This window comes from Chitinophaga varians, from assembly GCF_014529945.1.
GTDB classification, from domain to species: domain Bacteria; phylum Bacteroidota; class Bacteroidia; order Chitinophagales; family Chitinophagaceae; genus Chitinophaga; species Chitinophaga varians.
Genome location: NZ_JACVFB010000006.1, coordinates 417,564 through 443,309, shown reverse-complemented (window position 1 = coordinate 443,309; position 25,746 = coordinate 417,564). Strand labels below are relative to the sequence as shown.

Here is a 25,746-nt window from a genome sequence, read left to right as displayed (position 1 = left end):
CAGGAGGAGGTCCTTTTTAATAAAGGGCCTGAACAACATCTTCGCCCGGGGCTTTAGCCCTGGGAAACAAAATATTCCACCCCGAGACGATATCCTTTCATGCCCAGGCCACAGATGGAACCCACGCATTTAGGTGCGATGAGGGAGGTATGCCGGAATTCTTCCCGGGCGTATACATTGCTGATATGGATCTCTATCACCGGTGTTTTGATGGCGGCGATGGCATCGCGGATGGCCACGGAAGTATGCGTATAGCCGCCGGCGTTAAGCAGGATACCATCATGGGAAAAGCCGGTCTGGTGGAGATAGTTGATGATCTCCCCTTCCACATTGTGCTGAAAATAGCTGAATTCCACTGCCGGAAAAGCTTTTTGCAGCTGCTGGAAATAATCCTCGAAAGATTCGCTGCCGTAGATACCGGGCTCCCGCTTGCCGAGCAGGTTGAGATTAGGCCCGTTGATGATGGCTATCTTCATGATATTGATGAAAGTAAATTGATGAACGACGAAGATAATTAATCCGGTGTATTATTTATGGTCGCTGCCCCAGCGGAACGTCTGCTGTTCCACGCCGGCCAGGTCGATGATACGGTCTACCACAGTGGCAGCCACATCTTCGATGGTGGCAGGCAGACTGTAATACGAGGGTGTGGCGGGACAGATAATGCCGCCGGCCAGTACGACCGTCTCCATATTACGGATATGCATCAGATTATAGGGCGTTTCCCTGACCACGCAGATCAGTTTGCGCCTTTCTTTCAGTACTACATCGGCCGCCCGGGTGATCAGGTCGTTGGAGATACCGGTAGCGATACGTCCCAATGTACCCATGGAACAGGGGCAGATAATCATGGTATTAAATCTTCCGGAGCCGGAAGCAAAAGGAGCGTGGAAGTCCTGTTGCGTATAAAAGCGGAAAGGCAGCTGACGGTAATCTTCATTCTTCAGTTCTGTCTGCCAAACGGTTTTGGCATTCTCGGTCATGACAACGGCTACTTCATCCAGCTGGTCGGCCGCGGCATGCAGCTTATTCAGCAACTGCCTGGCGTAGATAGACCCACTGGCGCCGGTAACTGCTACTACTATACGATGTTTCATGGTGCTATACGATATATAGCACAAAGCTAGTTTATTATCCGTTCAGGTGATCGGCAATCTCATCCATGTTGATGCCGTTATGGCTCTCATCATAGATACAGGCGCCATTACGGATGAGCAGTACCTGGGGAGACTCATGGGGTATCTGATACTGGTGCGCTATCCTGCCGGAGAGGTCGCGGTGCGCCAAAAGGTCCAGATAATAAAACGTTAACCCTTCCGGAGCTGCCGCACGTTCCAGCCGGGATTTAGCCATAGAGCTGATAGAACACCGCGTGCTGTGCTTGAAAATAACTATTGGCTGCTGTGCTGACGCCTCATTGATTTCCAGCAGCTGTTCCTCACTGGTTAACGTTTTCCAATTCATTGTTATTAGCTCATTTTATTGTGCGTCGCGGCAGGTGCCTTAGCCATCCCTCTCATCGGACATCCTAATTTCTGGCGGCTTGCGCAGGACGTTAAGAAAGCTGCAAAGATACAAACCATACCGGCGCAGCCCAAAATTCTTACATACGATTTCATGGGAGAAAATTTAAATGGTAAACGAAATTTCATAGGAATTTATGATAACGACAACTTTTTTAATCGTCTTTTGTAACGTTATTTTGCAAATATAAAAAATGCATTAAAAAAAACAACAATACATTTGTTTATTTGGATATTTTAAAATTTTAAAATTTGATTTACGGATTTTGGAATTTTCTGATGTTGAATGTAAAAAGGATCTATTTTCTAAACAACTGTTTACCAGTTTGGTTGATTATCCCCCACATCTCAACATCGAAAAATTCCAAAATCCGTCAATCAAATAACTAAATAACCAAATGTCCAGATAACCCAATAGTTATGAAGGTACATTTTATCGCAATAGGTGGAAGTGTAATGCACCAGCTGGCCATCGCACTCAAACAAAAAGGTTATGAAGTAACCGGCAGTGATGACGAAATCTTTGAACCGGCACTGTCCAACCTGCGCCAGGCAGGTATTTTACCCGATAACATCGGCTGGGACCCCGCCCGTATTACTCCCGACATCCATGCGGTGATCCTGGGCATGCACGCCCGGGAAGACAACCCCGAACTGGTCCGGGCCCGTGAACTACAACTCAATATCTATTCTTTCCCGGAATACATCTATCAGGAAAGCAAAAATAAAACACGGGTAGCCGTTGGCGGTAGTCATGGTAAAACTACTACCACCGCCATGATCATGCATGTATTACAATACAACCAACGTCAGTTCGATTATCTCGTGGGCGCCAAACTGGAAGGCTTTAGCCAGTCCGTCAACGTCACCGACGCCCCACTGATCGTCTGCGAGGCCGATGAATACCCCGCTTCCGTGATCGAGAAAAGGCCCAAGTTCCTTTTCCTGCACCCGCAGATCGCCGTGTTGACCGGCATTGCGTGGGACCACATCAACGTATTCCCTACCTACGATATTTATAAAGAACAGTTTGCCCTTTTTATCCGCCAGATGGAAGCCGGCAGCGCACTGATCTATAACAGTTCAGATACGGAGCTCAACAGCCTCGTGGCCGCCGAAGGCCGTCACCTGCGCCTGGTGCCTTACACCACCCCGATCCACATGATCCGGGAAGGCGTTACCCGTGTGTTTTTCGACGAAGGTTTTGCAGACCTCTCTGTATTTGGGGAGCACAACCTGCTCAATATGCACGCCGCCAAACTGGTGTGCAACGAGCTGGGACTGTCTGATGAGGAGTTCCTCACCGCCATTGCCTCTTTCAAAGGCGCAGCCAAAAGGCTGGAACTGGTGGCCAAAAGTGAAGACAGTGTGATCTACCGCGATTTTGCCCATGCGCCTTCCAAAGTGAAAGCTACCATGGAAGCCACCCGGCAGCAGTTTCCCCACCGCCGGCTGATTGCCGTCCTGGAGCTGCACACCTACAGCAGCCTCAATGCCAGCTTCCTGTCGCAATACGAGGGCGCTATGGACCCCGCTGATGTGGCGGCCGTATACTACAGCAAACATGCGCTGGAAATCAAACGCATGCCCGACCTGGAGCCGGCGCTGATCCGGGAGAAATTCGGACGCAGCGACCTCCACATATTCAGCGACCGCGCACAGCTGGAAGCTTTCCTGGAAGCACAGGACTATCACCAGGCCAATCTGCTGCTGATGAGCTCCGGAACCTATGATGGTCTGGATTTCCCGTCGCTAAAGAAGCTGCTACACAAATAATACGCTACCTTTGCGCAAATCAAAAAATCTCTAAATATCTAAATTTCAAAATATAATGCCTTCTTTGCTCCTCAAAAGGCCATTGGCCGTAATTGATCTGGAAACGACGGGTACGAATGTGGCCACAGACCGTATCATTGAAATCGCTATTATCAAAGTATTTCCTGATAAAACCACCCAGTCCAAAGTAAAACGCATCAACCCCGGAATGCCTATTCCGGCCGGATCTACTGCCATCCATGGTATCAAAGACGAAGATGTGAAAGATGCCCCTACCTTCAAACAGGCGGCCAATGAACTGAAAATGTTCCTCGAAAACTGCGACCTGGCAGGCTACAACAGCAACCGCTTCGACATCCCCCTGCTGGTGGAAGAATTCCTCCGTACCGGCATGGAATTCGACGTGTCCAAACGCCGCTTTGTAGACGTACAGCGCATTTTCCACCTGATGGAAAAAAGAACGCTGGCCGCTGCCTATAAATTCTACTGCGACAAACAACTGGAGAATGCACACAGCGCCGAAGCAGACGCACTGGCCACTTACGAGATTCTGGAAGCGCAGCTGGGCCGCTACGAAAACCTGCAACAGGATATCGACGGACTGGCAGACTTCACCAAAGAAGAAGAATATATCGACTTCGCCCGTCGTATCGTGATGCAGGGAGGACAGGAAGTATTCAACTTCGGTAAATACAAAGGACGTCCGGTAAAAGAGGTGTTGAAGGCTGAGCCTCAATACTATGACTGGATGATGAAGGCTGACTTTCCGCTCAATACCAAGCAGAAACTGTCAGAAATCTATCACAATATGATGTTAAAAAAACTGTAATATTTTTCAGGAACAAGGTATCTTGCGTCGTAATTGAACTATTTTCGCAGTACACAAAACTTCATCGGCTGAATTGGAAAAGCTTGTCATTATTCCTACGTACAATGAGAAGGATAATATCCGTAACATCATTGACGCTGTATTTTCCTTACAGCAGAATTTCCATATCCTGATTGTGGACGATGGTTCTCCTGACGGTACAGGCAATATTGTAAAATCACTGCAAAACGATCATCCGGGACAACTGTTCCTGGAAGAACGCTCCGGTAAACAGGGGCTGGGAACCGCCTACATCCATGGCTTCAAATGGGCACTGGCCAGAAACTACCAGTATATCTTTGAAATGGATGCCGATTTCTCCCACAACCCCAAAGATCTGGTACGCCTATACGACGCCTGTGCCAAAGGCGGTGCAGACGTGGCAGTAGGCTCCCGCTACGTAAAAGGTGGGAAAACAGAAAACTGGCCATGGGACAGGGCTGTACTCTCCTACGGTGCTTCTATTTATGTGGGTATGATCACCTGGATGCCGGTAAAAGACCCTACCGCCGGTTTTGTATGTTACCGCAATACCGTACTGGAAGCCATCAATCTCGACCAGATACAGTTTGTAGGCTATGCCTTCCAGATTGAAATGAAATTCACTGCCTGGAAACTGGGCTTTACCATCGCCGAAGTACCCATCACATTTAAAGACCGCCGCGAAGGATATTCCAAAATGAGCAAAGGCATCGTGAAAGAAGGCGTGTTGGGCGTATTGAGAATTCAATGGCAGAGCCTTTTCCGCAATTATAAAAAAAGAGTTACCAATTAATTAATCTGATAGTTGGCGTATTTGGATATTTGGGTATTTATCTTGCACAGCAATACCCAAATATCTGAATTTTGAATAGCGAACCACGATTTTTCGGGTTCGAACTGAGTGTGTATGAAAAAAGCGTTTTTACAGCTGCACCTTTCTGTATTTCTTGCAGGATTTACGGGCATCTTAGGTAAACTGATATCCCTGAACGAAGGATTACTGGTATGGTACCGGTTACTTATCACTGCGGTTACCATGTATATCTTGTTCCGCTTACAAGGAACCTTCCGCAAACTCCCCTGGAAAGATATTGTTCCCATAGGCGCCACTGGTATAGTGGTAGCCCTTCACTGGCTTTTCTTTTATGGTAGTATCAAGTATTCCAACGTCTCTATCGGCGTCATTTGTTTCTCCCTTACCAGTCTTTTTACGGCTATTTTTGATCCGCTGATCAACCGGCGACGCTTTGATGTGGCGGAAATGCTGTTATCTATGCTGACGCTTTTCGGCATTCTGCTGATCTTCCATTTTGATACACAATACCGTACCGGTATCGTGCTGGGTATTATTTCCGCGATGTTTGCCGCCTTGTTTACAGTGTATAACAAACGGTTGGTCAAACGTTTTGATACCAATACCATTACGTTTTACGAGTTGTCTACCGGCCTGGTGGTACTCTCTCTTTTCCTTCCCTTTTATCTGCACTTTTTCCCTGTCAGCTCTGTGTTACCGGGCTTTTCCGACCTGATGTACCTGCTGATACTGGCCTGGTTATGCACCATTTGTATGTATACGCTGAGCATGAACGCGCTGAAAAAGATCTCTCCTTTCACCGTTAACCTCTGCTTCAACCTGGAGCCGGTGTACAGCATTGTGCTGGCCTTTATGCTCTTTCACGAGAACAAACACCTCAACAACGCTTTTTACGCGGGACTGGCTTGCATCGTGTTGTCTGTTGCCCTGCAAATGGCGCGGGTTACGTGGCAGCACAAAACCGGTAAGACACTGGCAGCTTAAAACAACTCCAGGTCCAGGTGCTGATAAGCGCCCAGAAAATGATTATCTGGTTCCAGTTCTGTGATCAGGTAGTTGATCTGGTTCAGGTCACATACCTTCATGCGTTGGGAAGAATTCAGTTTTTCCGCGATGCTCAGGATCGCCATTTTCTTGGAAGCCCTTAGCATGGCCCTTTTCACCTGCACTACTTCCCAGTCGGATTCCGTCATGCCATCCTGTATGGAGAAGCCGTTGGCTCCCAGCAGGCAGAGGTCTACTTTTATTTCCGCCAGTTGGTTGATAACGCTGGCGCCTATATGAATATGTGAGCTGCGGGACAACTGGCCGCCGATGGTAATAACCGTCAGATTGGGATGTTCCACCAGTTGCAACGCCACCAGGGGGCTGATGGTAAAAAACGTGGCCCGCAGGTTGACCGGAATGGCTTTCGCCAGTTCTATCATGGTGGTACCACCCCCGGTGAGGATGACCATATCATTTTTCAGCAGTTTCAGTGTCTTTTCCGCTATTTGCTTTTTTGCGGCTTGTGCATAGACGGAATTGCCTTCATCGAACGGATAGTGGAAGGAGCGGCCGATGGCGCCGCCATGTACTTTCAATACCTTACCTTCTTCAGCCATCTCTTTCAGGTCTCTTCGGACGGTATCTTCAGAAATACTGAGCATGGCGCTGATATCGGTTGACAACACTTTGTTGTGCAGGTTGATCTGCTTCATAATAAACGCCTGGCGCTCTTCTTTCAACATGCTATGGGGAATTTTTTGCTTGTTCACAAATGTAGAAAAATCTAATCCAAATTGATTGTGCGTGTTTTAGCACTATTTCACATTAAATAAACGCATTTTCCTGTAAATTGCCTTTTTTTCAAAATATTTTATGCTACTTTCATGCATGAAAACGCAAATAAATGCAAGATTCCCGTGTACCCGACCGAAAAAATGCGTTCCAACTGAAACAGTAACCACTTGTCTAAATCGATTCAATAGTCTGTATTCCAACACGTTATAACTAAAAACTTTTAAAACAGCCAACATCTAAATCTAAAAAACATGAAGAAAAGGCTACTTTTCACTTTCATTTTTTTGCTGGTTTATGCGAGTTCCTGGGCCCAGAATATCATCACGGGCACCGTACTGGACAAGAACAATCAGCAACCCATTATCGGGGCTACGATAACGGCCGGTAAGAAAGGTACCGTGACCGATCCGGAAGGGAAGTTCAAACTGGACGCACCTGCCGGCACTCTGGTAGTCCACGTCACTTTTATCGGATATCAGCCGCAGGATGTGCCCGTCGGCAAAAATGCACTGCGCATATTACTGTCGCCCGATGAACGCTCCTTAGAACAGGTAGTGGTAGTAGGTTATGGCACACAGAAAAAAGCCAACCTCACCGGTGCGGTAAACACCGTAGATGTCACCAAAAGCATGCAGGGACGCCCGATCACAGATCCGTCCAAAGCACTGCAGGGTATCTCTCCGGGCCTCAACATCCAGTATTCCAATGGTGGCCTCACCGCCGGTCCTTCCATCAACATTCGTGGTATGGGCTCTATCAACGGTAGTAACCGCCCGCTGATCCTGGTAGACAACGTGGAGACACCAGACCTCACCATGATCAACCCGGAAGATATTGAGAGTGTTTCTGTGTTGAAAGATGCGGCTTCTACCTCCATCTATGGCGCCCGTGCCGCTTTCGGTGTGGTGCTCATCAAAACGAAGTCCGGTGTTCGTAACATGCCAACAAGAGTGACCTACTCCAACAACTTCGGCTGGAACTCCCCTACCAGTCTGCCTGATTTCGCTGATCCCGTAAAAGAACTGACCGGTATCATCAATGCAGCCAAACGTGTTGGCCCTGCTTCTCCCGAACTGTTCGGTATGCAGCTGTCCAAACTGCGTGACGGCATTAAAAACTGGCAGGATAAATATGCCAACAACCGCACCAGCAACGAAATGGTGCCTGGCGAAGACTTTGATCTGCCTACCGCTACCAGCCCGGCTTACTTCTACCGGGTATGGGACGTAAAAGATATCATGCTCAGAAAATGGTCGCCCCAACAGGTGCATAACCTGAGCGTACAGGGAGGTGGTGAAAAAGTATCCTACTTCCTGTCTGCCGGCTACAACAATACCGGCGGGGTCATGAAACTCAACCCGGACCAGGTGAAGAAGTACAACATCACCGGTGCCGTGAATGCCTCTGTGACCAACTGGCTGGACCTCGACCTGAAAATGATGTACCGTAACTTTGAGTACGATTATCCTTACCAGTACCAAAACTACTTCCAGTATATGTGGCGCTGGGGAGCTTACTTCCCTTATGGTACCTACAAAGGCAACTATTTCCGCCATACGCCGGGCTATATCGCCAACGCGCCTACGAACGACGTAGTAGACAACTACACCCGCGTAAACATGGGCGCTACGCTGAAACTTACCAAAGACCTGAACGTACGGGCCGATTATACCATTGGCCGCGACAATATTATGCGTCATGAGATAGGCGGTAAAGTAATGCTGTGGGACTTCTGGCAGGCTTCTATGCCGCTGAAAGACCTGGTAGACGGCACCAGCGACAACAAAATGGCGTATAGGTCCAGCCGTTATAAGGTGAACACCTTTAACATCTACGCCACTTATGATAAAAAGCTGAATAAAGACCACTCCATCAAAGTGATGGTAGGTGCTAACGCTGAAGATGCAGATACCGTGGGCGTCAATGCTTCCCGGTTAAGTCCGCTGGACCAGTCCAAACCGGAGTTTAACCTTGCTGTCGGTAATATGACCACCAGTGGTTACCATCTGGCCCGTGCCTATGCTGGTTTCTTCGGCAGGGTAAACTACAACTACAAAGACAAATGGTTGCTGGAGCTGAACGGCCGTTATGATGGCGCTTCTTCTTTCCCTCCTGCCGACCGCTGGGCATTCTTCCCTTCTGCCTCCGCCGGCTACCGCATCAGCCAGGAAAACTTTATGCAGCCGCTTAGCAAAGTGCTGTCAGACATGAAGATCCGTGCGTCTTATGGCTCTCTGGGCAACCAGGACCTGGGCGGCGTGTATTACATCCCTTATATGGGCACCAGCTCCCTGAACTGGATCGTTAATGGCATCAATGCTCCCGGCGTAGGCGCTCCTACCGCCGTGACCAAATCCCTCACCTGGGAAACCGTGCGTACACTCGATTTTGGTACAGACATCAGCCTGTTCAATAACAATATCAACGTAACCTTTGACTGGTACCAGCGTAGTACCTCCGACATGCTCACCAGCAAGGCTGTACCTTCCGCCTTCGGCACCGCCGCTCCTATGGTGAACAGTGGCTCGCTGCGTACCCGTGGTTATGAGATATCCGTAGACGCCAACTACCCGCTGAGAAAAGACTGGATGATCTATGGAACCCTCAGCTTCTGGGACAACAAAACCTATGTGACTGAATGGGACAACCCGTCTATGCTGCTGACCCAGAACTACCAAGGCAAACAACTCGGTGAAATCTGGGGTTTTGAAACAGACCGCTACTTTACCAAAGATGACGACATGAGCAAAATGCCCGACCAGTCTAAACTGACCGACGGTACCTTTAAATATGGCCCCGGCGACATCAAGTTCAAAGACCTGGACGGCAACGGCGTCATCGACGGTGGTAAAGGTACCCTGGCCGAACACGGAGACCTGAAACGTATCGGTAACACCCTGCCTCGCTACCAATACAGCGTACGCCTGGGTACTTCCTTCAAACAGTTCGATTTCGACGTACTGTTCCAGGGTGTAGGCAAGCAAAACTACTGGGGTACCGGCGACCTGGCCATCCCTCTGTACCGTGCCGGCGACATTCTTTATGATCACCAGCTGGACTACTGGACGGAAGACAACCCAAATGCCAAATACCCGAACCCTTATCCGAACAACGCCAATGGTAAGGTCCTGGGCCTCGCTGCCGCTAACGGTGGCAATAACTTCTACCCACAGTCCAAATACCTGCTGAATCTGGCTTATCTGCGCCTGAAAAACATCACCCTCGGATACACCCTGCCTGATGCACTGGTAAAACGTGCACACCTGCAGAAAGTACGGGTATATGGCAGTGCACAGAATATCGCCACCATTTCCAATGTAGGTGTTCCCATTGACCCGGAAATCACTACCGGTGAAGCCAACATTTACGGCAGGACCTGGCCATTCCAGAAAACCTGGTCATTCGGATTACAGGTTAACTTTTAAAACAGCAGCACATGACAAAGCGTATATATATACCCGTTATATTACTAATGATCATCGCAACGGTTGGTTGCAAAAAGTATGTTGACAAAGGCCTGCCCGACACCTTTGATGACAATAACTTCTGGCGTACAGAAGACAATGTCCGTGTTTACAGCTGGCCTTTTTATGAAATGTTCATGGGTTACGGCAACGGCAGTGTCCTGGGAGATTTCTACTTCAGCTCCCTGTCAGATGACCAGGCAGCGCCCAATATCCAGCAACTGACCCTTAACATCCCCACCGGCAATAGCAAATGGGACTTCTCTTATATCCGCAAAGCCAATATCCTGCTGGAACGGGTAAACCGGGTAGAGATGTCTGATGAGGCTAAAAACCACTGGAGAGGGGTAGCCACTTTCTTCCGCGCCCTGAGTTATTTCAATCTGGTAAAAGAATTTGGTGATGTACCCTGGCTGGGCCATTCCATGGACATCAGCGACAGCGGTTACATCTACAAAGGCCGCGATCCGCGTACCATGGTGATGGACAGCGTACTGAAAGACCTGGACTTCGCTATTGGCAACCTGCGGGTGAAAGATCAGGAAAATACGATCAACCAGTATGTGGCCCTGGCACTTAAATCACGTATATGCCTATACGAAGGTACCTGGCGTAAATACCATAGCACAGTAGGCCTGCCCGATGCGGACAAGTTCCTCCTCGCCGCAAAAGATGCCGCTGAGAAGCTGATCACCACCAGCCCCTATGTGCTGAATGACGTGTATACCACCACCTACAATTCCCTGGACCTGAGCGGCAACAAGGAAGTGATGTTATGCAAAAAATATGTGCCCAGCTACCTGACCCACTCCCTGATCGGTTACCTGACGAGCAGCACCACCATGTCCGGCATCAACAAAAACGCCATCGAATCTTTCGTTTGTACAGATGGATTGCCTATTAAACTTTCACCACTGTACAAAGGCGACGATAATCTCCAAAACACCCGTGCCAACAGGGACAAACGCCTGCTGTTGTCCGTGGATACCCTGCTGTGCTACGCTACCAACCTGGTGGCCGGCAGACAAAGTTCCACCGGTTATCGTCCGACCAAGTTCCTGAACGCGGCCGTAGCCAATGTGGTAGCGCCTTACAACGATACCGACGCTCCGCTGTTCTGGCTGGCGGAAGTGCTGCTGAACTATGCAGAAGCCGCCGCAGAACTGAACAATATGGGCAAATACACCTTCAGCCAGGCCGATCTGGACAAGTCCATCAATAAACTTCGTGCCAGGGCTGGTATTGCCCCGCTGCAATTCCTCGGTTCCGAGCAGCAGGTAGGTGTAAATGGCGTGGCGTTCAATGACCCGGCTAACACCTTCAATGTGTCGCCCCTCATCTGGGAAATCAGACGGGAAAGAAGAGTGGAACTGATGCTGGACGGTTTCCGGTATCATGACCTCATGCGCTGGTCTTTGGGCGCTAACCTGAACACCACCACCAATCCGGATATCGCCAAAGGAGCGAAAGTGCCGCCACCACCTGCTGGTCAAAAACTCGACCGTGATGCGAATGGCTACATCCAGCTTTACCTCACCGGCGCTACCCGCGTGTTCTCCGACCCGAAAAACTATCTCCAGCCTATCCCCAGCGGACAGATTTCCCTCTATCCCGCAGGAAGACTGACACAGAACCCGGGCTGGTAATTTCACGCAAAGGCGCTAAGCAGCAAAGGCGCAAAGGATATAATAAGAAAGCAAAGGAGCGAAGACCAAATGTGGTCTTCGCTCCTTTGCTTTCTTATAATTCTTAAAGATTTATTCTTTGCGCCTTTGCTGCTTAGCGCCTTTGCGTGAAACCCCGCCGCTGGTAAAAGTCTTTACACTTTTGCCCGAAAAATGTATACTTTGCGTGCATGAGAAATACGTTACTGGCCCTCTTCCTGCTGGGGGGCTCTTTTACTTATGCGCAACAACAACCTGCCAAAAAGCCGCTGGACCATTCCGTGTACGACAGCTGGCAGAATATCGGTACAAAGCTGATCAGCAACGATGGACAATGGGTAGTATATACCGTCACCTTACAGGAAGGAGATGGTTCCCTGGTTATTTATGACCGCAAAACAGGTCACTCCCGGACCATTGCCCGTGGCAGCAGCCCGGTGATCACCAACGACTCCCGGCACGTGATCTTCAGCATTAAACCGCTGTTTAAAGATACCCGCGAAGCCCGCATCAAAAAGAAGAAACCGGCCGAAATGCCGAAAGATTCCATGGGCATCGTGACCCTTGCTACCGGCGACCTGCAGAAATTCCCCGGTATCAAATCGTTTAAAACACCCGCCAAAGGCAGCGGATGGCTGGCTTACCTGGCTGAAAAACCAGCCACGGACAGCGCCAAAACCAAAGGTAAAACGATCACCAAAACAACCGACGACGACCGCGCAGATGACGAGAAAGGCAGCGCCGATAAAAATGAAAACGGCACCCTCTTCATTCGTCAGCTGAAAGACGGTAGCCAGGATTCCGTTAAAAACGTGGCGGAATACGTATTTAGCAAGCCAGGCAACAACCTTCTGATAGAAATCACTTCCGAGAAAAAAGACTCCCTGTCCCGTTCCGGCGTCTTGCTCTGGCATACCGCCAACCGCAAAGCCGATACACTGAGCCGCGGCTATGGCGACTATAAACAGTTCGCCTTCGATGAGAAAGGAGAACAGGCTGCCTATTTCGGTACCCGCGACAGCGCCAAATCACTCCAGCAGTTCTATCAACTGTTCTTCTATAAACCCGGACAAGACAGCGCCATCACCGCCGCCGACAAAAACAGCAGCGGCATCCCTTCCCGCTGGACCATCAGCGCCAACAGCCTGATATGGTTCAGTAAAGACGGGCAACGCCTCTTCTTCGGCACCGCCCCTGTCCTGCCGGTGAAAGACACCAACATCGTGGATTTTGAAGTGGCCAAAGTAGATATCTGGAACTATAAAGACGACTACCTGCAGCCGATGCAGCTCAAAAACGCAGACAAGGAACTGAAAAGGAGCTACGCCGCCGTGTATTATCCCGGCACCAAACGTATCCTCCAACTGGGCGACCAGGACCTCGAAAATGTAGTCATTCCCGCAGAAGGCAATGGCCGTTATGCACTCGGCTATACCGATAAAGGCGAGCGTATCCAGCTGCAATGGATGGGCCGCACCCCTAAAACCGCCTATCTGATCAACCTGGAAGACGGTTCCCGCAAAAAAATCAAAGACAAACTGGATGGCTCCTATGCGATCTCTCCCAACGGTCAGTATATCCTGTGGCATGATCTGGCGACTAAACAATATTTTACCTATCACAACGCCACCGGCACCATCGTCAACATCACCCAAAATATCCCGACCTCATTGTCTGATGAAGAAAATGATCTTCCGGACGTGCCGGAATCATACGGCTTTGCAGGATGGCTCAACAACGACAGGTTTGTATACATCTATGACCGCTACGATATCTGGGAAGTAGACCCCACCGGTAAAATAGCTCCTTCCATGATCACCTTTGGCAAGGGCCGTCAGGAAAAAACACGTTTCCGCGTCCTGAAGCTGGATGAGGAACAGCGGTTTTATAACCCCGGCGACCAGCTGGTGCTCAGCACATTCCAGGACAGCACTAAATACAACGGTTTCTATACCCTGCAGCTGCAGGCTAAAAACGAGAAGCTGCGCCGGCCGCAACAGGTGATACTGGGCCCCAACAGCTATCTGGACCTGCTGAAAGCGAAAGACGCCAATGTATATACGTATACCCGTGCCAGTTATACCGAATCGCCTGACGTGTATACCGGTGAGCTGAACAAAGCGGTTCAAATCAGCCATACCAACCCGCAACAACAGGATTACAACTGGGGCACTGCCGCTCTGTATAAATGGACCACTTTCTCCGGCAAACAGTCGGAAGGTATCCTGTACAAACCAGAAGATTTCGATCCGAACAAAAAGTACCCGGTTATTTTCTATTTCTATGAGATACTGACCGACGGGCTTTACAACTATCAGGCGCCGGCGCCTACGCCTTCCCGCCTGAATATATCTTTCTTCGTAAGCCGCGGTTATCTGGTGTTTGCACCTGATATCGTCTACGAAAACGGTCACCCGGGCAAAAGCGCCTACGACTATATCGTGAGCGCGGCGGAAAATCTCGCCAAACAGCCATGGGTAGACGGTAAAAACATGGGCATACAAGGCCAGAGCTGGGGCGGTTATCAGGTGGCCTTCCTGATCACGCAGACCAACCTCTTCAAAGCTGCCTGGGCGGGAGCACCGGTAGCCAATATGACCAGCGCCTACGGCGGTATCCGTTGGGAAAGCGGTATGAACCGCCAGTTCCAGTATGAGCACACCCAGAGCCGTATTGGCGCCACCCTGTGGGATAAACCGGAGCTGTATATCCAGAACTCTCCGCTGTTTAACCTGCCGAAAGTGAATACGCCTATTGCGATCATGGCCAACGATGCCGACGGCGCCGTTCCCTGGTACCAGGGCATTGAAATGTTCACCGGCCTGCGCCGCCTTGGCAAACCGGTGTGGCTGCTCAACTACAACAACGAAGCACATAACCTCGTACAACGCCAGAACCGCAAGGACATTCAGCGTCGGGAACAACAGTTCTTCGACCACTTCCTGAAAGGCGCGCCGGCGCCACAATGGCTGGAATCCGGTGTTCCTGCTACGGAGAAGGGCATCAACTGGGGTTTTGACGTGAAATAATCACGCAAAGACGCCAAGCAGCAAAGACGCTAAGAAAACAAATAAGAATTATAAGAGAGCAAAGGGGCGGAGATCAAATTTGATCTCCGCCCCTTTGCTCTCTTTGCTTGCTTATATATTCTTTGCGTCTTTGCTGCTTGGCGCCTTTGCGTGAAAAAATTCTAAAATATTTAATAAAAAACATATATTTACAATGAATAATCGCCACTTTAGCGTATGGTGTGACTTGCAGCGATAGCGATATCCACTAACACCACATTTTTAGTACCTATGAACTTCCATATCTGCCAACCCGGAGATGCATTACGTCCATTCGTCAAACAGTTTTATTACTGGGAAGATGATTCCCGCGGCCCGATCCAGTTACCGCAGCATTTATTCACGCTGGGCGACCAGTACATGGTATTTATTCCGGAAGGAACGGCTGTGATAACGCCGGCAGCCCATGCAGCCTTCACCCTGCCGCGTCATGCCGTGACCGGTCATTTTACCAATGCATGTCAGCTGCAGGTAAGCGGTCCGGTGAGGATGGTGATCGTGCAACTGAATGCCTACGGTTGTTATCGTATGCTGGGCATCGACGGGCAGTCCTTCACCAATTACTACCGCAACCTGGACCTGCATGAAAATCCGGTATGGTCACAGCTGGGCCATCACCTGCAGACGCTCCGCGACCCGCAGGAGATCACCGCTTTGCTGAATCAGACCATCGGGCAGATATTACAATGTGATGCGCCCTGCCTGAAGCAGGCCGACGAGATGGCAGATTACCTGCTGGCCCGCCAGGGTAATGTGAGTGTGGAAGAACTGGCGAAAGCGTTTCAGCTGTCCCGCCCCACGCTGGAGCGGTTGTTCAACCGGGTGATAGGCATGCCGCCGCAGTTGTTTGCCCGCATGGTCCGTTTCCGGAATGCGCTGCAGCAAACAGATATCGCGCAGATGCCGGCCACCGCCTATTACAATCTGGCCATGTTTATCCAGGACCATTTGCAGTTCAACGGCGAGATGCCTTCCTGGTATAATATGCCGGCAACGATAGCCCATATGCCGTCCCCGTCTATGCAACCGGTAGCGGTGGCGAGTTAGAAAAAATTGTCTATTTTTAGTAACGCTCAATGTTACTAACTATGACAACTACGATTTACCTCGTTAAAGACGGAGATTATACTGTTTCTACTGACAAATCAAGGCTGGATATCAGTGTTATACACCATTTTCTGGCCCAAGAATCATACTGGGCAAAAGATATTCCTGTCAGTGTTGTGGAAAGAACACTGGCAGGTTCTTTATGTTTCGGGTTATACTACCGCGACCGGCAGATAGGTTTTGCCAGGCTGATTACTGACCTGGCTTCTTTTGCCTATCTGGCCGATGTGTTTGTGATACCCGACTACCGGGGCAAGGGCCTTTCCAAAATGCTGATGCGCGCCATTTTGGACCACCCGGAGCTGCAAACCCTGCGGAGATGGCTGCTGGTAACACAGGATGCACACGAATTATACCGGCAGTTTGGCTTCACGGAAGTACCCAATCCGGAGAAATTTATGCAGCTTCATAACCCGAATATATATACGAAATAGTCCGATTACTATTCCTTTCATTATATTACCCCAACAATCTGGTGCTATATGCAATATTCAGCCGCCCACTGGCGAGACCAACTAAAACTACAACCACATGTGGAAGGTGGTGCTTTTCTGGAAACGTACCGTTCAGAGTGGATGCTGGACATGAGCACCCTGCCGGCAGGCATGGGGGGCAACCGGAATGCGTCTACCTGTATCTATTTTCTACTGGAAGAAGGGCAGTTTTCCGCTTTTCACCGTATTGCCGCCGACGAGATCTGGCATTTCTATGATGGCCATACCCTGACCATTTATGAGATTGAACCGGGCGGTCAGCTCCGGGTACACAAACTGGGGCGTGATATCCCAAACGGAGAGCGCCTGCAGGTGATTATCTGTGCCGGCAATTGGTTCGCCTCCCGTGTGGAAATACCCGGCGGCTATGCGCTCACCGGCTGCACCGTAGCACCGGGATTCGACTTCGCCGATTTTGAACTGGCAGACAAAACCACCTTACAGGCTGCCTATCCGCAACATGCTGCGTTAATCGACAGCCTTACCCGGTAATCTAACGTTAACGCTTAAACGCACATCATACTCCCGGCTTTTTATTAATTTACAGCCGGAGCAGGTACTATATTGCCTGGTTTTGTCAAATCATCCTCATGAAAAAGATCCTCTATATTGTTGCTTTTCTGCTGCTGGCCATCCTCCTTTTCTGGCTGGGCAAACGTTTTGGTTCCACCAATGTCAGTGAGCAGGTGATCTCCAACAGCACCATTGTAAAAGAGATCGCGGAACTGGCCAGCCTGGACGTACAGGGCACGGCCAGCATCAAGCGCAGCAATATTGAAGACAGTGGCGGATGGAGCGATAATCTGAAGAAGACCTTCCTAGAAAACACCGTCTGGGTGTCTATCCCCTATCAGGCCAAATACGGCGTGAACATCGACGAAAAACATTTTAAAGTAGAAGTCAGCAACAAAAAGATCATTGTTCGTTTGCCGGTGCCTAAGCTCATGAGCTACGAGCTGAAAGTCGACAAAATGGAAACAGCCAACCGCAAAGGATGGTTCCTGTCGCAGGACGATGAAACCTATACGGCTGTTCAGAAGAAACTGTACCAGACCTCCCGCGCCCAGCTGGAAAACAACCAGCTGTATATACAGCAGTCCAAAGACAAGATCCGGAAGATGATGGAGCAGTACTATGCACCCTTCCTGAAAGACCATACCCTGGAGGTACAGTTTGACGGCGCCGCTACGGCCACTACCCCACCGCTCAACTGATCAGGCGGCATTAAGGGCGATATACCGCACCAGGCTGCGTTTGGCTATAGGCAGCAGGGTCTCGTTGACCGGGAGTACCAGGGACGTTTCCACACAATATACTGCCGGATTGGCCTGATTATTTTTCCGGAGCAGGATGGTTTTGATATGTTCACAGGTATGTATCAGGTCTTTTCTGTAGGCTTCGAGGTATTCTGTGCGGATACCCCGGTACTGTTCATCATGCCGTTCAAAAATGGTCAGATGGTAGCTATATACCAGCGTATCGCTGTAACGTCCGTCGCACAGCAGCAGGTAGCCCGATGTGTTTTCCAGCGGCACCAGTCCCACCGGTGAAATCCGCAGCTTGTCCTGCACAAACTCATAGATCTCCGTTCCGTCGCGGATCGTATCGTTCATGGCAGACAGCGCATATCCGATGATTTCTTCCAGCTCCTGCATCAGTTCATCATCTGCGCTTACTTTTTCATACAGCAGCATCAGCTTCTCCAGGTCAATGCCGGTCAACCGTTTCGGGAACTGTTGTTCCATCAGTTGCTTGTTTTCCCGGAAAGCCCGAAGGTTGTTAAAATGAAAGATAATATCGGCCAGCTGGGGATACAGCTTGTTTTGATTAAAGGCACGGTGGATGTCCTGCAGGTAAGATAACAAGGTGTATTTCTTCAGCTCAAAATCAATGTACCCGTCCGCAAACCAGGTTTCGCTCAGCGTTCCCATAAAAAATGAATTTAATGGCTTACTATTAATTTACGAAAAAAAGGGGACAAAACACGGGTGGGAAGGAGCATTTTTACCCTACCTATTATTCTTTACAAGTATGGAAATCCGCTTTTATATCTCAATAAACTTTGTTAACTTTTATGACCGAAATGATCATCCCGTACTAAGTGGTCCTGTCTTGTTAAAAAACGCTTTCTGGTGGTTAGCCTGTTACCTACGGCCTGATTATTTGCCAACGCGAATCGAGGTGTTTATCCTGCATTCTTCGATGCGACAATAATCAATCCTATAGCATATGAAACGAAGAAAATCCATTTCCCGCTGATGTAATAATATGTTCCATACTGATGGTGTTTCCTGCCTGTAGCATAACCTAACTACGGTTGCGGGGCCGTCATGCCTTTTCAATCATTTCCTCAAATTAAAACCCTCCACATGAAAAAAATTCTAGCCGTCAGTCTGCTGGCCATCTTTGTTATCCTTGGCATGCTATCGTTTAAGCAGGTGGCCAAACCAGTTTTCTACTATACCTTTTCCACGAAAAAAATGTTAAAAATTCATCCCGGTAAAGTGGTCGTCCGCTATCGGGAAAATATAAGCAGGCAAGCCGCCCTGTCGCAGCTAAAACAAGTGGCTGGCGGCTTCCGGGAGGAATGGGTGGATGACCGCACCGTCATCATGGACCTGTCTGATAAAAACGGAGCAGCCGGTTTGGCCGAGGTCCTTGGCAAACAACCGGATGTGGTGGCTACGCATCCGGTATATATTGTTGATGAAAAAGATGAACTGGGACTGACAGACGAGTTTATTGTACAGTTTCGGGAAGGTGTACGGCCCGCTTATATCGACAGTCTCAATAAAGCGTACCGTGTAAGCGTGTAACAACCCATCTCCCACCGGCGATATGGACCATGGCAATTCCTGCGCAGGCCTGATTGCAGCCACACAGGACAACAATGAGGGCATCAGCGGGCTGGCGCCGTTGTGCAGGATTATGCCGATACGCATCTTTAGCAGCGGTAGCAGCAGCATCTCCGCCAACCGTCTTGCAGACGCCCTGACATTCGCGTATCAGAACGGAGCAGCTGTTTTATCTAACAGCTGGGGATATAACTCCTCCGACCCCAACCTTTTTCCTGTCATTGTATCGGCCATCCAAAATGCCACTACTTATGGCCGCGGCGGCAAAGGCTCGGTTGTTGTTTTCTCTGCCGGCAATACCGCCTGGCATAGCGCCAGCAATAACGGAACAGTGAATTTTCCCGGCAACGTGAATATTCCTGGCGTACTGACCGTAGGCGCGTCTGACAGATTCGACCGGCAGTCGGATTACAGCCCCTCTTCTAATCCCGGTAGCGGAAATAATCAGATTATTGATGTAGTGGCTCCGTCTCATCGGGCTTATCCGCAACAAAACTTCAATGAAACACTGGAAGTATGGAGTATCGATATTCCCGGCAACACCGGATATAATCCATGGCCTGCGGACCCTAATATTCCACATCCACCGGCTACCGGCGAACAACTTCCTTCTTCAGGTACTAATTTCAATGCCTACACCGGCCGGTTTGGCGGCACGTCAGCCGCCTGTCCGCAGGTGTCCGGCCTTGCTGCGCTCATCCTGTCTGTCAACCCTAATCTGACGCAACAACAGGTATTCAACATCATCACCGGCTCTGCCGACAAAGTAGGCGGATATACCTACACCAATGGTGTCAGCAATGAATTGGGCAATGGGCGGATCAATGCTTTTCAGGCATTGCAGCAGACGTTGGCCACAAACGTAACTCCTACGTTCTCAAGCTCCAACCCCAATGTACTTTGCGGTAATAATACGGCCAGTTTCAGTATTAATCCGATTGCATTCGCGACCGGCTATACCTACACTGTAACAGGAGGGTCAAATGGCGCCGATGTGATTTTCACCGCCAATAGTCAACAGACCTACACCACTACGGCCACCACCATTAGTCTAAGTTTTCCGAATATACTGGATGGCTGCTACGCTACACTCAGTGTAAAAGCAAATTTTGGTACCTATTCAACGGGAACCAGCAGCTTTCTTTTCAGCTATTTATACAGCCCCGTTCAATGGTCGCCTCAATTTAGCTGGGCACATTGTGGTGGCGCGGGAGACTACTTTGACGTGTCCGTTACGCCCGTACCCAGTGCAAGTGCCTATTACTGGTACATTGACGATTATTTATACGATGTAACTACTGGTCCTAGTTCTATCTGCGGACCTGGCGGTTTATATAACGGGGAGAGAATGTTGACAGTACAGGCCAAGACGCCATGTGGCTTGTCTCCCAAGAGGGGTACAGACATCCCCTGCGCCTCTTTCACCGCCTTGTCTTCCGCGAATGTCACCAACGTGACACTGTATCCCAATCCTGCTACCACTACCGTCACCGTCAATTTATTGCCGGTACCGCAGCGGGCGAAAGATACCAAAACCACGAAGCCGCCGGCCAAAACAGGCCATAAAGAGCAGCAACAGATTGAAACTATCCGGCAAATTCTGGTACTGGACAAAATGGGGAACCGCAAAGGGTTTTATCAGTATCCCTCCGGCGTGAAAACGGCCACTATCCGCGTGAGTCATTTACCCAAAGATGTTTACTACCTGCAGATATCTGACGGTGTACATCAAAGCAATCTGCCGCTGATCAAAACAGAATAAAAGGATACAAAGCGGTAAAACCGCAGTCAGGTCAACTAAAATGACCGGCAGGAATGGGGTTGTAAACATGATTTACCGCCCCATTCATATGCAAAATAAAAACAATAAATAACGATATTATATGATAAATCACAAACTATTTCAGCAAAATTGAAATGCCGTATACTGTTGTCTGTAAAGGGTTTCAAGGTGATTGGGCAGCAACGGGATAACACTCGCCGGAAATATTTTTTAACCTTCACCACTTTATTGATGTTTATTTCATAACTTCAGTATATTATTTTTCATTTTTTTAATTTCAGTTATCATGAACATTTACGTAGCCAACCTGCACTATAGGTTGACCGATGAGGATCTCCATCAGATTTTCAGCGATTATGGAGAGGTTACCTCCGCTAAGGTTATCAAAGACCATGAAACAGGCCGCTCTCGTGGTTTCGGTTTTGTGGAAATGCCTAATCAGGAAGAAGGAGCCAAGGCTATGGATAGTTTAAACGGCAGCGAGATAGAAGGCAAGCAATTAATGGTAAACGAAGCAAGACCTAAACAGCCGAATAATAATTTCAAAGGTGGTGGTAATCGTGGTGGCGGAGGAGGATATGGCTCCCGCGACCGTCGTTACTAATCCCTTATTCGGGCACAAAGGAATTGAAGAGGCGCTTTCAACGGCGCCTCTTTTTATTTAGCCATTTTTTTATTTGGTTATTGGATTATTGGATTTAGCTGTTGATGCGGTCCCTTCATAAAAAGAGAGCAAAAGTCTGAGTTGACTTTTGCTCTCTTTTATTTTCTGATAGGTTTATCCTGTTATTTACTGATCCTGGCGATCGTAATAATCAAATACCCAGATGATCAAATAGCCCAATGATTATATCGCCCTTTTCGGGTCGAAGTTTTCGAGTTCCTGCGCCACGGCGGTCAGGAAAGTAGCGCCCAGAGAGCCATCCACGATACGGTGATCGTAAGACATGGACAGGTACATCATGTGGCGGATAGCGATAGAATCACCCTGTTCGGTTTCCACTACCACGGGGCGTTTTTTGATAGCGCCCACAGCCAGGATAGCTACCTGCGGCTGGTTGATGATGGGAGTTCCCATCAGGCTGCCGAAAGTACCTACGTTGGTAAGGGTAAAGGTACCGGACTGTGTATCTTCCGGTTTCAGTTTATTCTGACGGGCAGCATTGGCCAGGCCATTCACCTGTTTGCTGAGGCCAGTCAGATTGAGCGTGTCCGCGTTTTTAATCACAGGCACGATCAGGTTGCCGGAAGGTAAGGCGGTGGCCATACCGATATTGATATCTTTTTTGATAATGATTTTGTCGCCGTCGAGGGAGCAGTTGATCAGCGGGAAACGTTTGATACATTTCACGATGGCTTCAACGAACAGCGGCGTGAATGTGAGTTTTTCGCCTTCTCTCTTTTCAAATTCACCTTTCATGCGATCGCGCCATTTCACCATATTGGTCACATCGGCTTCAGCGAAGCTGGTCACGTGGGGACTGGTTTGTTTGCTCATCACCATGTGATTGGCGATCAGCTTGCGCATGCGGTCCATTTCCACAATTTCCACATTGCCGTTATAGGTAGGAGAAGCAACGGTGGTGGTTACTGCCGGCGGAGTGCTCACTACAGTGGCAGGAGCCGCAGCGGTTTCCACAACGGGTGTTACGTCGGGGATTACTTTACCTTCCTTACGGTCGGCCACATATTGCAGGATATCCTTTTTCGTTACGCGGCCATCGCTGCCGGAACCGGGAATCCTTTCCAGGTCGGCGAAGCTAACGCCTTCCTGTTGTGCAATGGTGAGCACGAGCGGGGAATAGAATCTGGCGCCACCGGCAGCAGGTGCGGAGGCAGGAGCTGCAGCAGGGGCAGCAGAAGGTACAGCAGCAGCGGTAAACTTCGGTTCAGAAGCCACTACCGGTGTTTCAGGTACAGGTGCAGTATTGACCGCTGCATCGGCATTGGTATTGATACGTGCTATCACAGTGCCTACCGGTACTACATCATTTTCCTTGAAGAGTACTTCGGTGATCACCCCTTCATCAATCGAGGGGACTTCACTATCCACTTTATCCGTAGCAATTTCCAACACGGTTTCATCCACTTTAACGTGATCACCCGTCTTTTTATGCCAACGCAAAATGGTGGCTTCCATGATGCTTTCTCCCATTTTTGGCATTACCAATTCTACAATGGCCATAAGATTGTTTTTAGCTTTAGTGTGGACAAAAATAAGGGAATTGTCTCAATTCAATCAGTCAGCCCTGCGGCTTATTCCAAAATGAGCTTACGTAGCTCATTCATCGCATAAACGGCGGTCATCTGGGTATTCCGTTCCCGGTCGTACCGCAGGTGATATTTGATGGTCGTCATTTTCTCGCGGCTGCCCACGGCCACCCATACGGTGCCGACCGGCTTTTCGGGGGTACCGCCATCAGGGCCCATAATACCGGATACGGCTATTGCATAATCTGTTTCCAGCAGTTGCAGGGCGCCGGTCAGCATTTCCTTTACGGTTTCCTCGCTCACGGCCCCATGTGCCTGCAGGGTTGCGGCTTTTACGCCCAACAGCTTCATTTTCATCTCATTGGCATAGGTAATGGCGCTGCCTTTGTAATAAGCGGAACTACCGGGGATAGCGGTGATCCAGGTAGCGATCTGTCCGCCGGTACAGCTTTCAGCGGTACCGACAGTCTTGCCTTTTTCTTTCAGCAGCTGCCCCAGCACCTCTCCGATGGAGATGTCCTGATCGGTGACGGTAATATCCGGCAGTAATGCCATCAGTTCATGGAAATAGACCGTCAGTTCAGCCGCGGAGGTCACTTTATCCACCCCGAAGGCGGTGAGCCGCAGCTTCAGCAGGCTGTAGCTGGGAAGGTAAGCCAGTTTGATATGTGGCGGCAGTTTGGCTTCAAAAGCCGTGAGCCGCTCTGCCACAAAGGATTCCCCCATGCCGGAGGTGATCAGTGTGCGATGCACCACCGCAGGGGTATTAAAATGTGCAGCCAGCTGTGGCAGTACATAATTCTCCATGATACCCTTCATTTCATGCGGTACACCCGGCATAGACACATAGATCTTTCCCTCTTTTTCAAACCACATGCCTGGCGCGGTGCCTCTTTCATTGGCAATCACCGTGCAGGATTCCGGCACCATGGCCTGGGCCACATTACGCTCCAATATCGGCAGGCCGCGGCTTTCGAAGATATGCAGTACCCGCTGCAGCGTGGCTTCATCCTGTACCAGGCGGGTCTGGAAATATTCACAGAGGGTGGGTTTGGTGATATCATCGGCCGTAGGCCCCAGTCCACCGGTAATCAACACGATATCAGACAATTCTGCCTCTCTGGCGAGGGTGTCCAGGATATCTTCGCGGACATCGCCAATGGCTACACGCCGGTGCACCCAGATACCTAACGCATTGAGTTCCTGCGCCATCCACGCAGAATTTGTATCGATCGTTTGTCCTATCAGCAGTTCATCACCAATGGTAATGATGCTGGTGGTTATTTTGCTCATAGTTGAAGAAATTACGAATTACGAATTACGAATTGAGGGCTTATTATAAGGCATTAGTGCAGCACTATCGCCACATAGCGAGCCCTCAATTCGTAATTCGTAATGTCTATTTAAAAAATGGTTCCAGCCGTTCTTTCAATGCTTCCGGCAGGCCTGCTTTTTGTTTGGTTTTCACATCTAAGAACACCAGGGTGGTCACGCCTACATTGAGCAACTCCCCTTTCTCGTTATACAGCTCACTGTGAAATTGTATCCGGGAACTTTTCGGCAGCTCTTTTAATATAGTCTTCACCGTTATCAGGTCATCATAATACGCCGGCCGCAGGTATTTTACATTTAGTTCCGCTACCGGCATGATCACCCCCTGTTCTTCGAGTTCACGGTAGCTGAAGCCCAGTTCCCTGATGGCTTCTGCCCTGCCTACTTCATAATACAGGCCGTAATTACCGTAATAAAGATATCCCATCTGGTCCGTTTCTCCGTATCGTACCCTGATCGTTGTTATACTGCTAAACATGATTCCATTTGTTTATTTTTTTATTTGGATATTTTCTTATTTTGACTCTTATTATTGAAGGGGCCCCAGGCAAACTTCAATAAAAAAATGTCAAAATAACCAAATATCAAAATGATATTATTTGCCCAGTGCGCCATCGATGGAAAATTTACCGGGCCCGGTAAACAGGATCACCAGAAAACCAGTCAGATACATCAGTGGCAGTTCAATCTCATCAAATTTAAAGCCCAGCAGGTCTGACCGGTGTATCATCCCCACGATCACCGACATGCAGATCACGAGTGGCACAGCAGCCAGTCTGGTCAATAGTCCCAGCATGATGAAAATCGAACAGAAAACTTCCGCAAAAACAGTCATCCCCAATGAAAATTTATGTCCCACGCCCAAAGGATCCGGGAAAGAATTCATTTTGGCAGCAAAATTGATCAGTTTGGGCCATCCGTGCAATAACAGCAGGCCACCGAACATCAGCCGTAATATCAGCATGGAAAAGCTCACAGCACCGCCGGTGTAGCCAGTTGAGAACAGTTTTCTCATAACAGGTA

The 25,746-nt window shown here is 49.3% G+C and carries 22 protein-coding genes and 1 pseudogene; 14 read left to right on the top strand and 9 right to left on the bottom strand.

Features of this window, described 5'->3' with window-relative positions; translation table 11 throughout:
• Nucleotides 1–53: 53 nt before the first annotated feature.
• The 3 genes from aroQ to ytxJ are packed head-to-tail and all read right to left on the bottom strand — an operon-like array spanning nt 54 to nt 1,464.
• On the bottom strand, nt 54–476 hold the full coding sequence (gene aroQ, locus ICL55_RS28230; protein ID WP_188103944.1) for a type II 3-dehydroquinate dehydratase: 423 nt from the start codon (nt 474–476) through the stop codon (nt 54–56).
• 51 nt (nt 477–527) lie between these two features.
• The gene (locus ICL55_RS28225) at nt 528–1,097 is read right to left on the bottom strand and encodes a UbiX family flavin prenyltransferase (protein WP_188103942.1); all 570 of its coding nucleotides are present in this window, start codon (nt 1,095–1,097) and stop codon (nt 528–530) included.
• Between the two features lie 34 nt (nt 1,098–1,131).
• Entirely contained in the window at nt 1,132–1,464 is a 333-nt protein-coding gene (ytxJ, locus tag ICL55_RS28220) for a bacillithiol system redox-active protein YtxJ (RefSeq protein WP_188103940.1), read from the bottom strand.
• A 479-nt stretch (nt 1,465–1,943) separates the two neighbouring features.
• Here ytxJ and ICL55_RS28215 point away from each other — a divergent pair, with 479 nt between their 5' ends.
• The 4 genes from ICL55_RS28215 (at nt 1,944) to ICL55_RS28200 (ending at nt 5,947) form a co-directional block, all read left to right on the top strand.
• The gene (locus ICL55_RS28215) at nt 1,944–3,299 is read left to right on the top strand and encodes a UDP-N-acetylmuramate--L-alanine ligase (RefSeq protein WP_188103937.1); all 1,356 of its coding nucleotides are present in this window, start codon (nt 1,944–1,946) and stop codon (nt 3,297–3,299) included.
• A 55-nt stretch (nt 3,300–3,354) separates the two neighbouring features.
• The gene (locus ICL55_RS28210; RefSeq protein ID WP_078672215.1) at nt 3,355–4,128 is read left to right on the top strand and encodes a 3'-5' exonuclease; all 774 of its coding nucleotides are present in this window, start codon (nt 3,355–3,357) and stop codon (nt 4,126–4,128) included.
• Between the two features lie 73 nt (nt 4,129–4,201).
• Complete coding sequence (locus ICL55_RS28205; RefSeq protein WP_188103935.1) at nt 4,202–4,942, top strand: polyprenol monophosphomannose synthase; 741 nt, start codon at nt 4,202–4,204, stop codon at nt 4,940–4,942.
• Nucleotides 4,943–5,056: 114 nt separating this feature from the next.
• Nucleotides 5,057–5,947 carry a DMT family transporter gene (locus tag ICL55_RS28200; RefSeq protein ID WP_188103933.1) on the top strand — a complete coding sequence of 297 codons (891 nt, stop codon included), beginning with the start codon at nt 5,057–5,059 and terminating at the stop codon, nt 5,945–5,947.
• Here ICL55_RS28200 and ICL55_RS28195 read toward each other — a convergent pair.
• The gene (locus tag ICL55_RS28195; protein ID WP_188103931.1) at nt 5,944–6,693 is read right to left on the bottom strand and encodes a DeoR/GlpR family DNA-binding transcription regulator; all 750 of its coding nucleotides are present in this window, start codon (nt 6,691–6,693) and stop codon (nt 5,944–5,946) included. The two genes, ICL55_RS28200 and ICL55_RS28195, sit on opposite strands and share 4 nt — an antisense overlap.
• Nucleotides 6,694–6,996: 303 nt before the next feature.
• Between ICL55_RS28195 and ICL55_RS28190 the strand changes: the two genes are divergently transcribed.
• The 7 genes from ICL55_RS28190 (at nt 6,997) to ICL55_RS28160 (ending at nt 17,756) form a co-directional block, all read left to right on the top strand.
• Nucleotides 6,997–10,170 (top strand): SusC/RagA family TonB-linked outer membrane protein, encoded by a 3,174-nt coding sequence (locus tag ICL55_RS28190; RefSeq protein WP_188103929.1) that lies wholly within the window; start codon nt 6,997–6,999, stop codon nt 10,168–10,170.
• Between the two features lie 11 nt (nt 10,171–10,181).
• A complete protein-coding gene (locus tag ICL55_RS28185; protein WP_188103927.1) occupies nt 10,182–11,855 on the top strand; it encodes a RagB/SusD family nutrient uptake outer membrane protein in 1,674 nt (557 codons plus the stop codon).
• Between the two features lie 209 nt (nt 11,856–12,064).
• A complete protein-coding gene (locus ICL55_RS28180; RefSeq protein WP_188103925.1) occupies nt 12,065–14,902 on the top strand; it encodes a S9 family peptidase in 2,838 nt (945 codons plus the stop codon).
• A 270-nt stretch (nt 14,903–15,172) separates the two neighbouring features.
• A complete protein-coding gene (locus tag ICL55_RS28175) occupies nt 15,173–15,988 on the top strand; it encodes an AraC family transcriptional regulator (RefSeq protein ID WP_188103923.1) in 816 nt (271 codons plus the stop codon).
• Nucleotides 15,989–16,029: 41 nt separating this feature from the next.
• A complete protein-coding gene (locus ICL55_RS28170) occupies nt 16,030–16,482 on the top strand; it encodes a GNAT family N-acetyltransferase (RefSeq protein ID WP_188103922.1) in 453 nt (150 codons plus the stop codon).
• 48 nt (nt 16,483–16,530) lie between these two features.
• Nucleotides 16,531–17,034: a cupin domain-containing protein gene (locus ICL55_RS28165; protein WP_188103921.1), complete on the top strand. Its 504-nt coding sequence runs from the start codon at nt 16,531–16,533 to the stop codon at nt 17,032–17,034.
• Between the two features lie 98 nt (nt 17,035–17,132).
• Nucleotides 17,133–17,756 carry a DUF4230 domain-containing protein gene (locus ICL55_RS28160; protein WP_188103920.1) on the top strand — a complete coding sequence of 208 codons (624 nt, stop codon included), beginning with the start codon at nt 17,133–17,135 and terminating at the stop codon, nt 17,754–17,756.
• On the opposite strand, the gene ICL55_RS28155 is transcribed toward ICL55_RS28160, so the two are convergent.
• Nucleotides 17,757–18,473 (bottom strand): hypothetical protein, encoded by a 717-nt coding sequence (locus tag ICL55_RS28155; RefSeq protein WP_188103919.1) that lies wholly within the window; start codon nt 18,471–18,473, stop codon nt 17,757–17,759.
• A gap of 438 nt (nt 18,474–18,911) precedes the next feature.
• Here ICL55_RS28155 and ICL55_RS28150 point away from each other — a divergent pair, with 438 nt between their 5' ends.
• The 3 genes and pseudogenes from ICL55_RS28150 to ICL55_RS28140 all read left to right on the top strand — a co-directional run bounded on the left by ICL55_RS28150 (nt 18,912) and on the right by ICL55_RS28140 (nt 21,784).
• On the top strand, nt 18,912–19,358 hold the full coding sequence (locus ICL55_RS28150) for a hypothetical protein (RefSeq protein ID WP_188103918.1): 447 nt from the start codon (nt 18,912–18,914) through the stop codon (nt 19,356–19,358).
• A 19-nt stretch (nt 19,359–19,377) separates the two neighbouring features.
• Nucleotides 19,378–21,159, top strand: a pseudogene (locus ICL55_RS28145) (S8 family serine peptidase); the annotation flags it as partial.
• 307 nt (nt 21,160–21,466) lie between these two features.
• Nucleotides 21,467–21,784 carry an RNA recognition motif domain-containing protein gene (locus tag ICL55_RS28140; RefSeq protein WP_078672202.1) on the top strand — a complete coding sequence of 106 codons (318 nt, stop codon included), beginning with the start codon at nt 21,467–21,469 and terminating at the stop codon, nt 21,782–21,784.
• A gap of 243 nt (nt 21,785–22,027) precedes the next feature.
• Here ICL55_RS28140 and ICL55_RS28135 read toward each other — a convergent pair whose 3' ends face one another.
• The 4 genes from ICL55_RS28135 to ICL55_RS28120 all read right to left on the bottom strand — a co-directional run bounded on the left by ICL55_RS28135 (nt 22,028) and on the right by ICL55_RS28120 (nt 25,738).
• The gene (locus ICL55_RS28135; protein WP_188103914.1) at nt 22,028–23,365 is read right to left on the bottom strand and encodes a dihydrolipoamide acetyltransferase family protein; all 1,338 of its coding nucleotides are present in this window, start codon (nt 23,363–23,365) and stop codon (nt 22,028–22,030) included.
• A 71-nt stretch (nt 23,366–23,436) separates the two neighbouring features.
• Nucleotides 23,437–24,684 (bottom strand): CinA family nicotinamide mononucleotide deamidase-related protein, encoded by a 1,248-nt coding sequence (locus ICL55_RS28130; RefSeq protein WP_188103912.1) that lies wholly within the window; start codon nt 24,682–24,684, stop codon nt 23,437–23,439.
• Nucleotides 24,685–24,790: 106 nt separating this feature from the next.
• Complete coding sequence (locus ICL55_RS28125) at nt 24,791–25,201, bottom strand: acyl-CoA thioesterase (RefSeq protein WP_188103910.1); 411 nt, start codon at nt 25,199–25,201, stop codon at nt 24,791–24,793.
• Between the two features lie 117 nt (nt 25,202–25,318).
• Nucleotides 25,319–25,738 (bottom strand): DoxX family protein, encoded by a 420-nt coding sequence (locus tag ICL55_RS28120; RefSeq protein ID WP_188103908.1) that lies wholly within the window; start codon nt 25,736–25,738, stop codon nt 25,319–25,321.
• Between the last annotated feature and the right edge of the window lie 8 nt (nt 25,739–25,746).

Excerpts from the sequence above, each read along its gene's own strand:
- aroQ (WP_188103944.1), bottom strand. The coding sequence starts at position 476 with ATGAAGATAGCCATCATCAACGGGCCTAATCTCAACCTGCTCGGCAAG.
- ICL55_RS28225 (WP_188103942.1), bottom strand. The coding sequence starts at position 1,097 with ATGAAACATCGTATAGTAGTAGCAGTTACCGGCGCCAGTGGGTCTATC.
- ytxJ (WP_188103940.1), bottom strand. The coding sequence starts at position 1,464 with ATGAATTGGAAAACGTTAACCAGTGAGGAACAGCTGCTGGAAATCAAT.
- ICL55_RS28215 (WP_188103937.1), top strand. The coding sequence starts at position 1,944 with ATGAAGGTACATTTTATCGCAATAGGTGGAAGTGTAATGCACCAGCTG.
- ICL55_RS28210 (WP_078672215.1), top strand. The coding sequence starts at position 3,355 with ATGCCTTCTTTGCTCCTCAAAAGGCCATTGGCCGTAATTGATCTGGAA.
- ICL55_RS28200 (WP_188103933.1), top strand. The coding sequence starts at position 5,057 with ATGAAAAAAGCGTTTTTACAGCTGCACCTTTCTGTATTTCTTGCAGGA.
- ICL55_RS28195 (WP_188103931.1), bottom strand. The coding sequence starts at position 6,693 with ATGTTGAAAGAAGAGCGCCAGGCGTTTATTATGAAGCAGATCAACCTG.
- ICL55_RS28190 (WP_188103929.1), top strand. The coding sequence starts at position 6,997 with ATGAAGAAAAGGCTACTTTTCACTTTCATTTTTTTGCTGGTTTATGCG.
- ICL55_RS28185 (WP_188103927.1), top strand. The coding sequence starts at position 10,182 with ATGACAAAGCGTATATATATACCCGTTATATTACTAATGATCATCGCA.
- ICL55_RS28180 (WP_188103925.1), top strand. The coding sequence starts at position 12,065 with ATGAGAAATACGTTACTGGCCCTCTTCCTGCTGGGGGGCTCTTTTACT.
- ICL55_RS28175 (WP_188103923.1), top strand. The coding sequence starts at position 15,173 with ATGAACTTCCATATCTGCCAACCCGGAGATGCATTACGTCCATTCGTC.
- ICL55_RS28170 (WP_188103922.1), top strand. The coding sequence starts at position 16,030 with ATGACAACTACGATTTACCTCGTTAAAGACGGAGATTATACTGTTTCT.
- ICL55_RS28165 (WP_188103921.1), top strand. The coding sequence starts at position 16,531 with ATGCAATATTCAGCCGCCCACTGGCGAGACCAACTAAAACTACAACCA.
- ICL55_RS28160 (WP_188103920.1), top strand. The coding sequence starts at position 17,133 with ATGAAAAAGATCCTCTATATTGTTGCTTTTCTGCTGCTGGCCATCCTC.
- ICL55_RS28155 (WP_188103919.1), bottom strand. The coding sequence starts at position 18,473 with ATGGGAACGCTGAGCGAAACCTGGTTTGCGGACGGGTACATTGATTTT.
- ICL55_RS28150 (WP_188103918.1), top strand. The coding sequence starts at position 18,912 with ATGAAAAAAATTCTAGCCGTCAGTCTGCTGGCCATCTTTGTTATCCTT.
- ICL55_RS28140 (WP_078672202.1), top strand. The coding sequence starts at position 21,467 with ATGAACATTTACGTAGCCAACCTGCACTATAGGTTGACCGATGAGGAT.
- ICL55_RS28135 (WP_188103914.1), bottom strand. The coding sequence starts at position 23,365 with ATGGCCATTGTAGAATTGGTAATGCCAAAAATGGGAGAAAGCATCATG.
- ICL55_RS28130 (WP_188103912.1), bottom strand. The coding sequence starts at position 24,684 with ATGAGCAAAATAACCACCAGCATCATTACCATTGGTGATGAACTGCTG.
- ICL55_RS28125 (WP_188103910.1), bottom strand. The coding sequence starts at position 25,201 with ATGTTTAGCAGTATAACAACGATCAGGGTACGATACGGAGAAACGGAC.
- ICL55_RS28120 (WP_188103908.1), bottom strand. The coding sequence starts at position 25,738 with ATGAGAAAACTGTTCTCAACTGGCTACACCGGCGGTGCTGTGAGCTTT.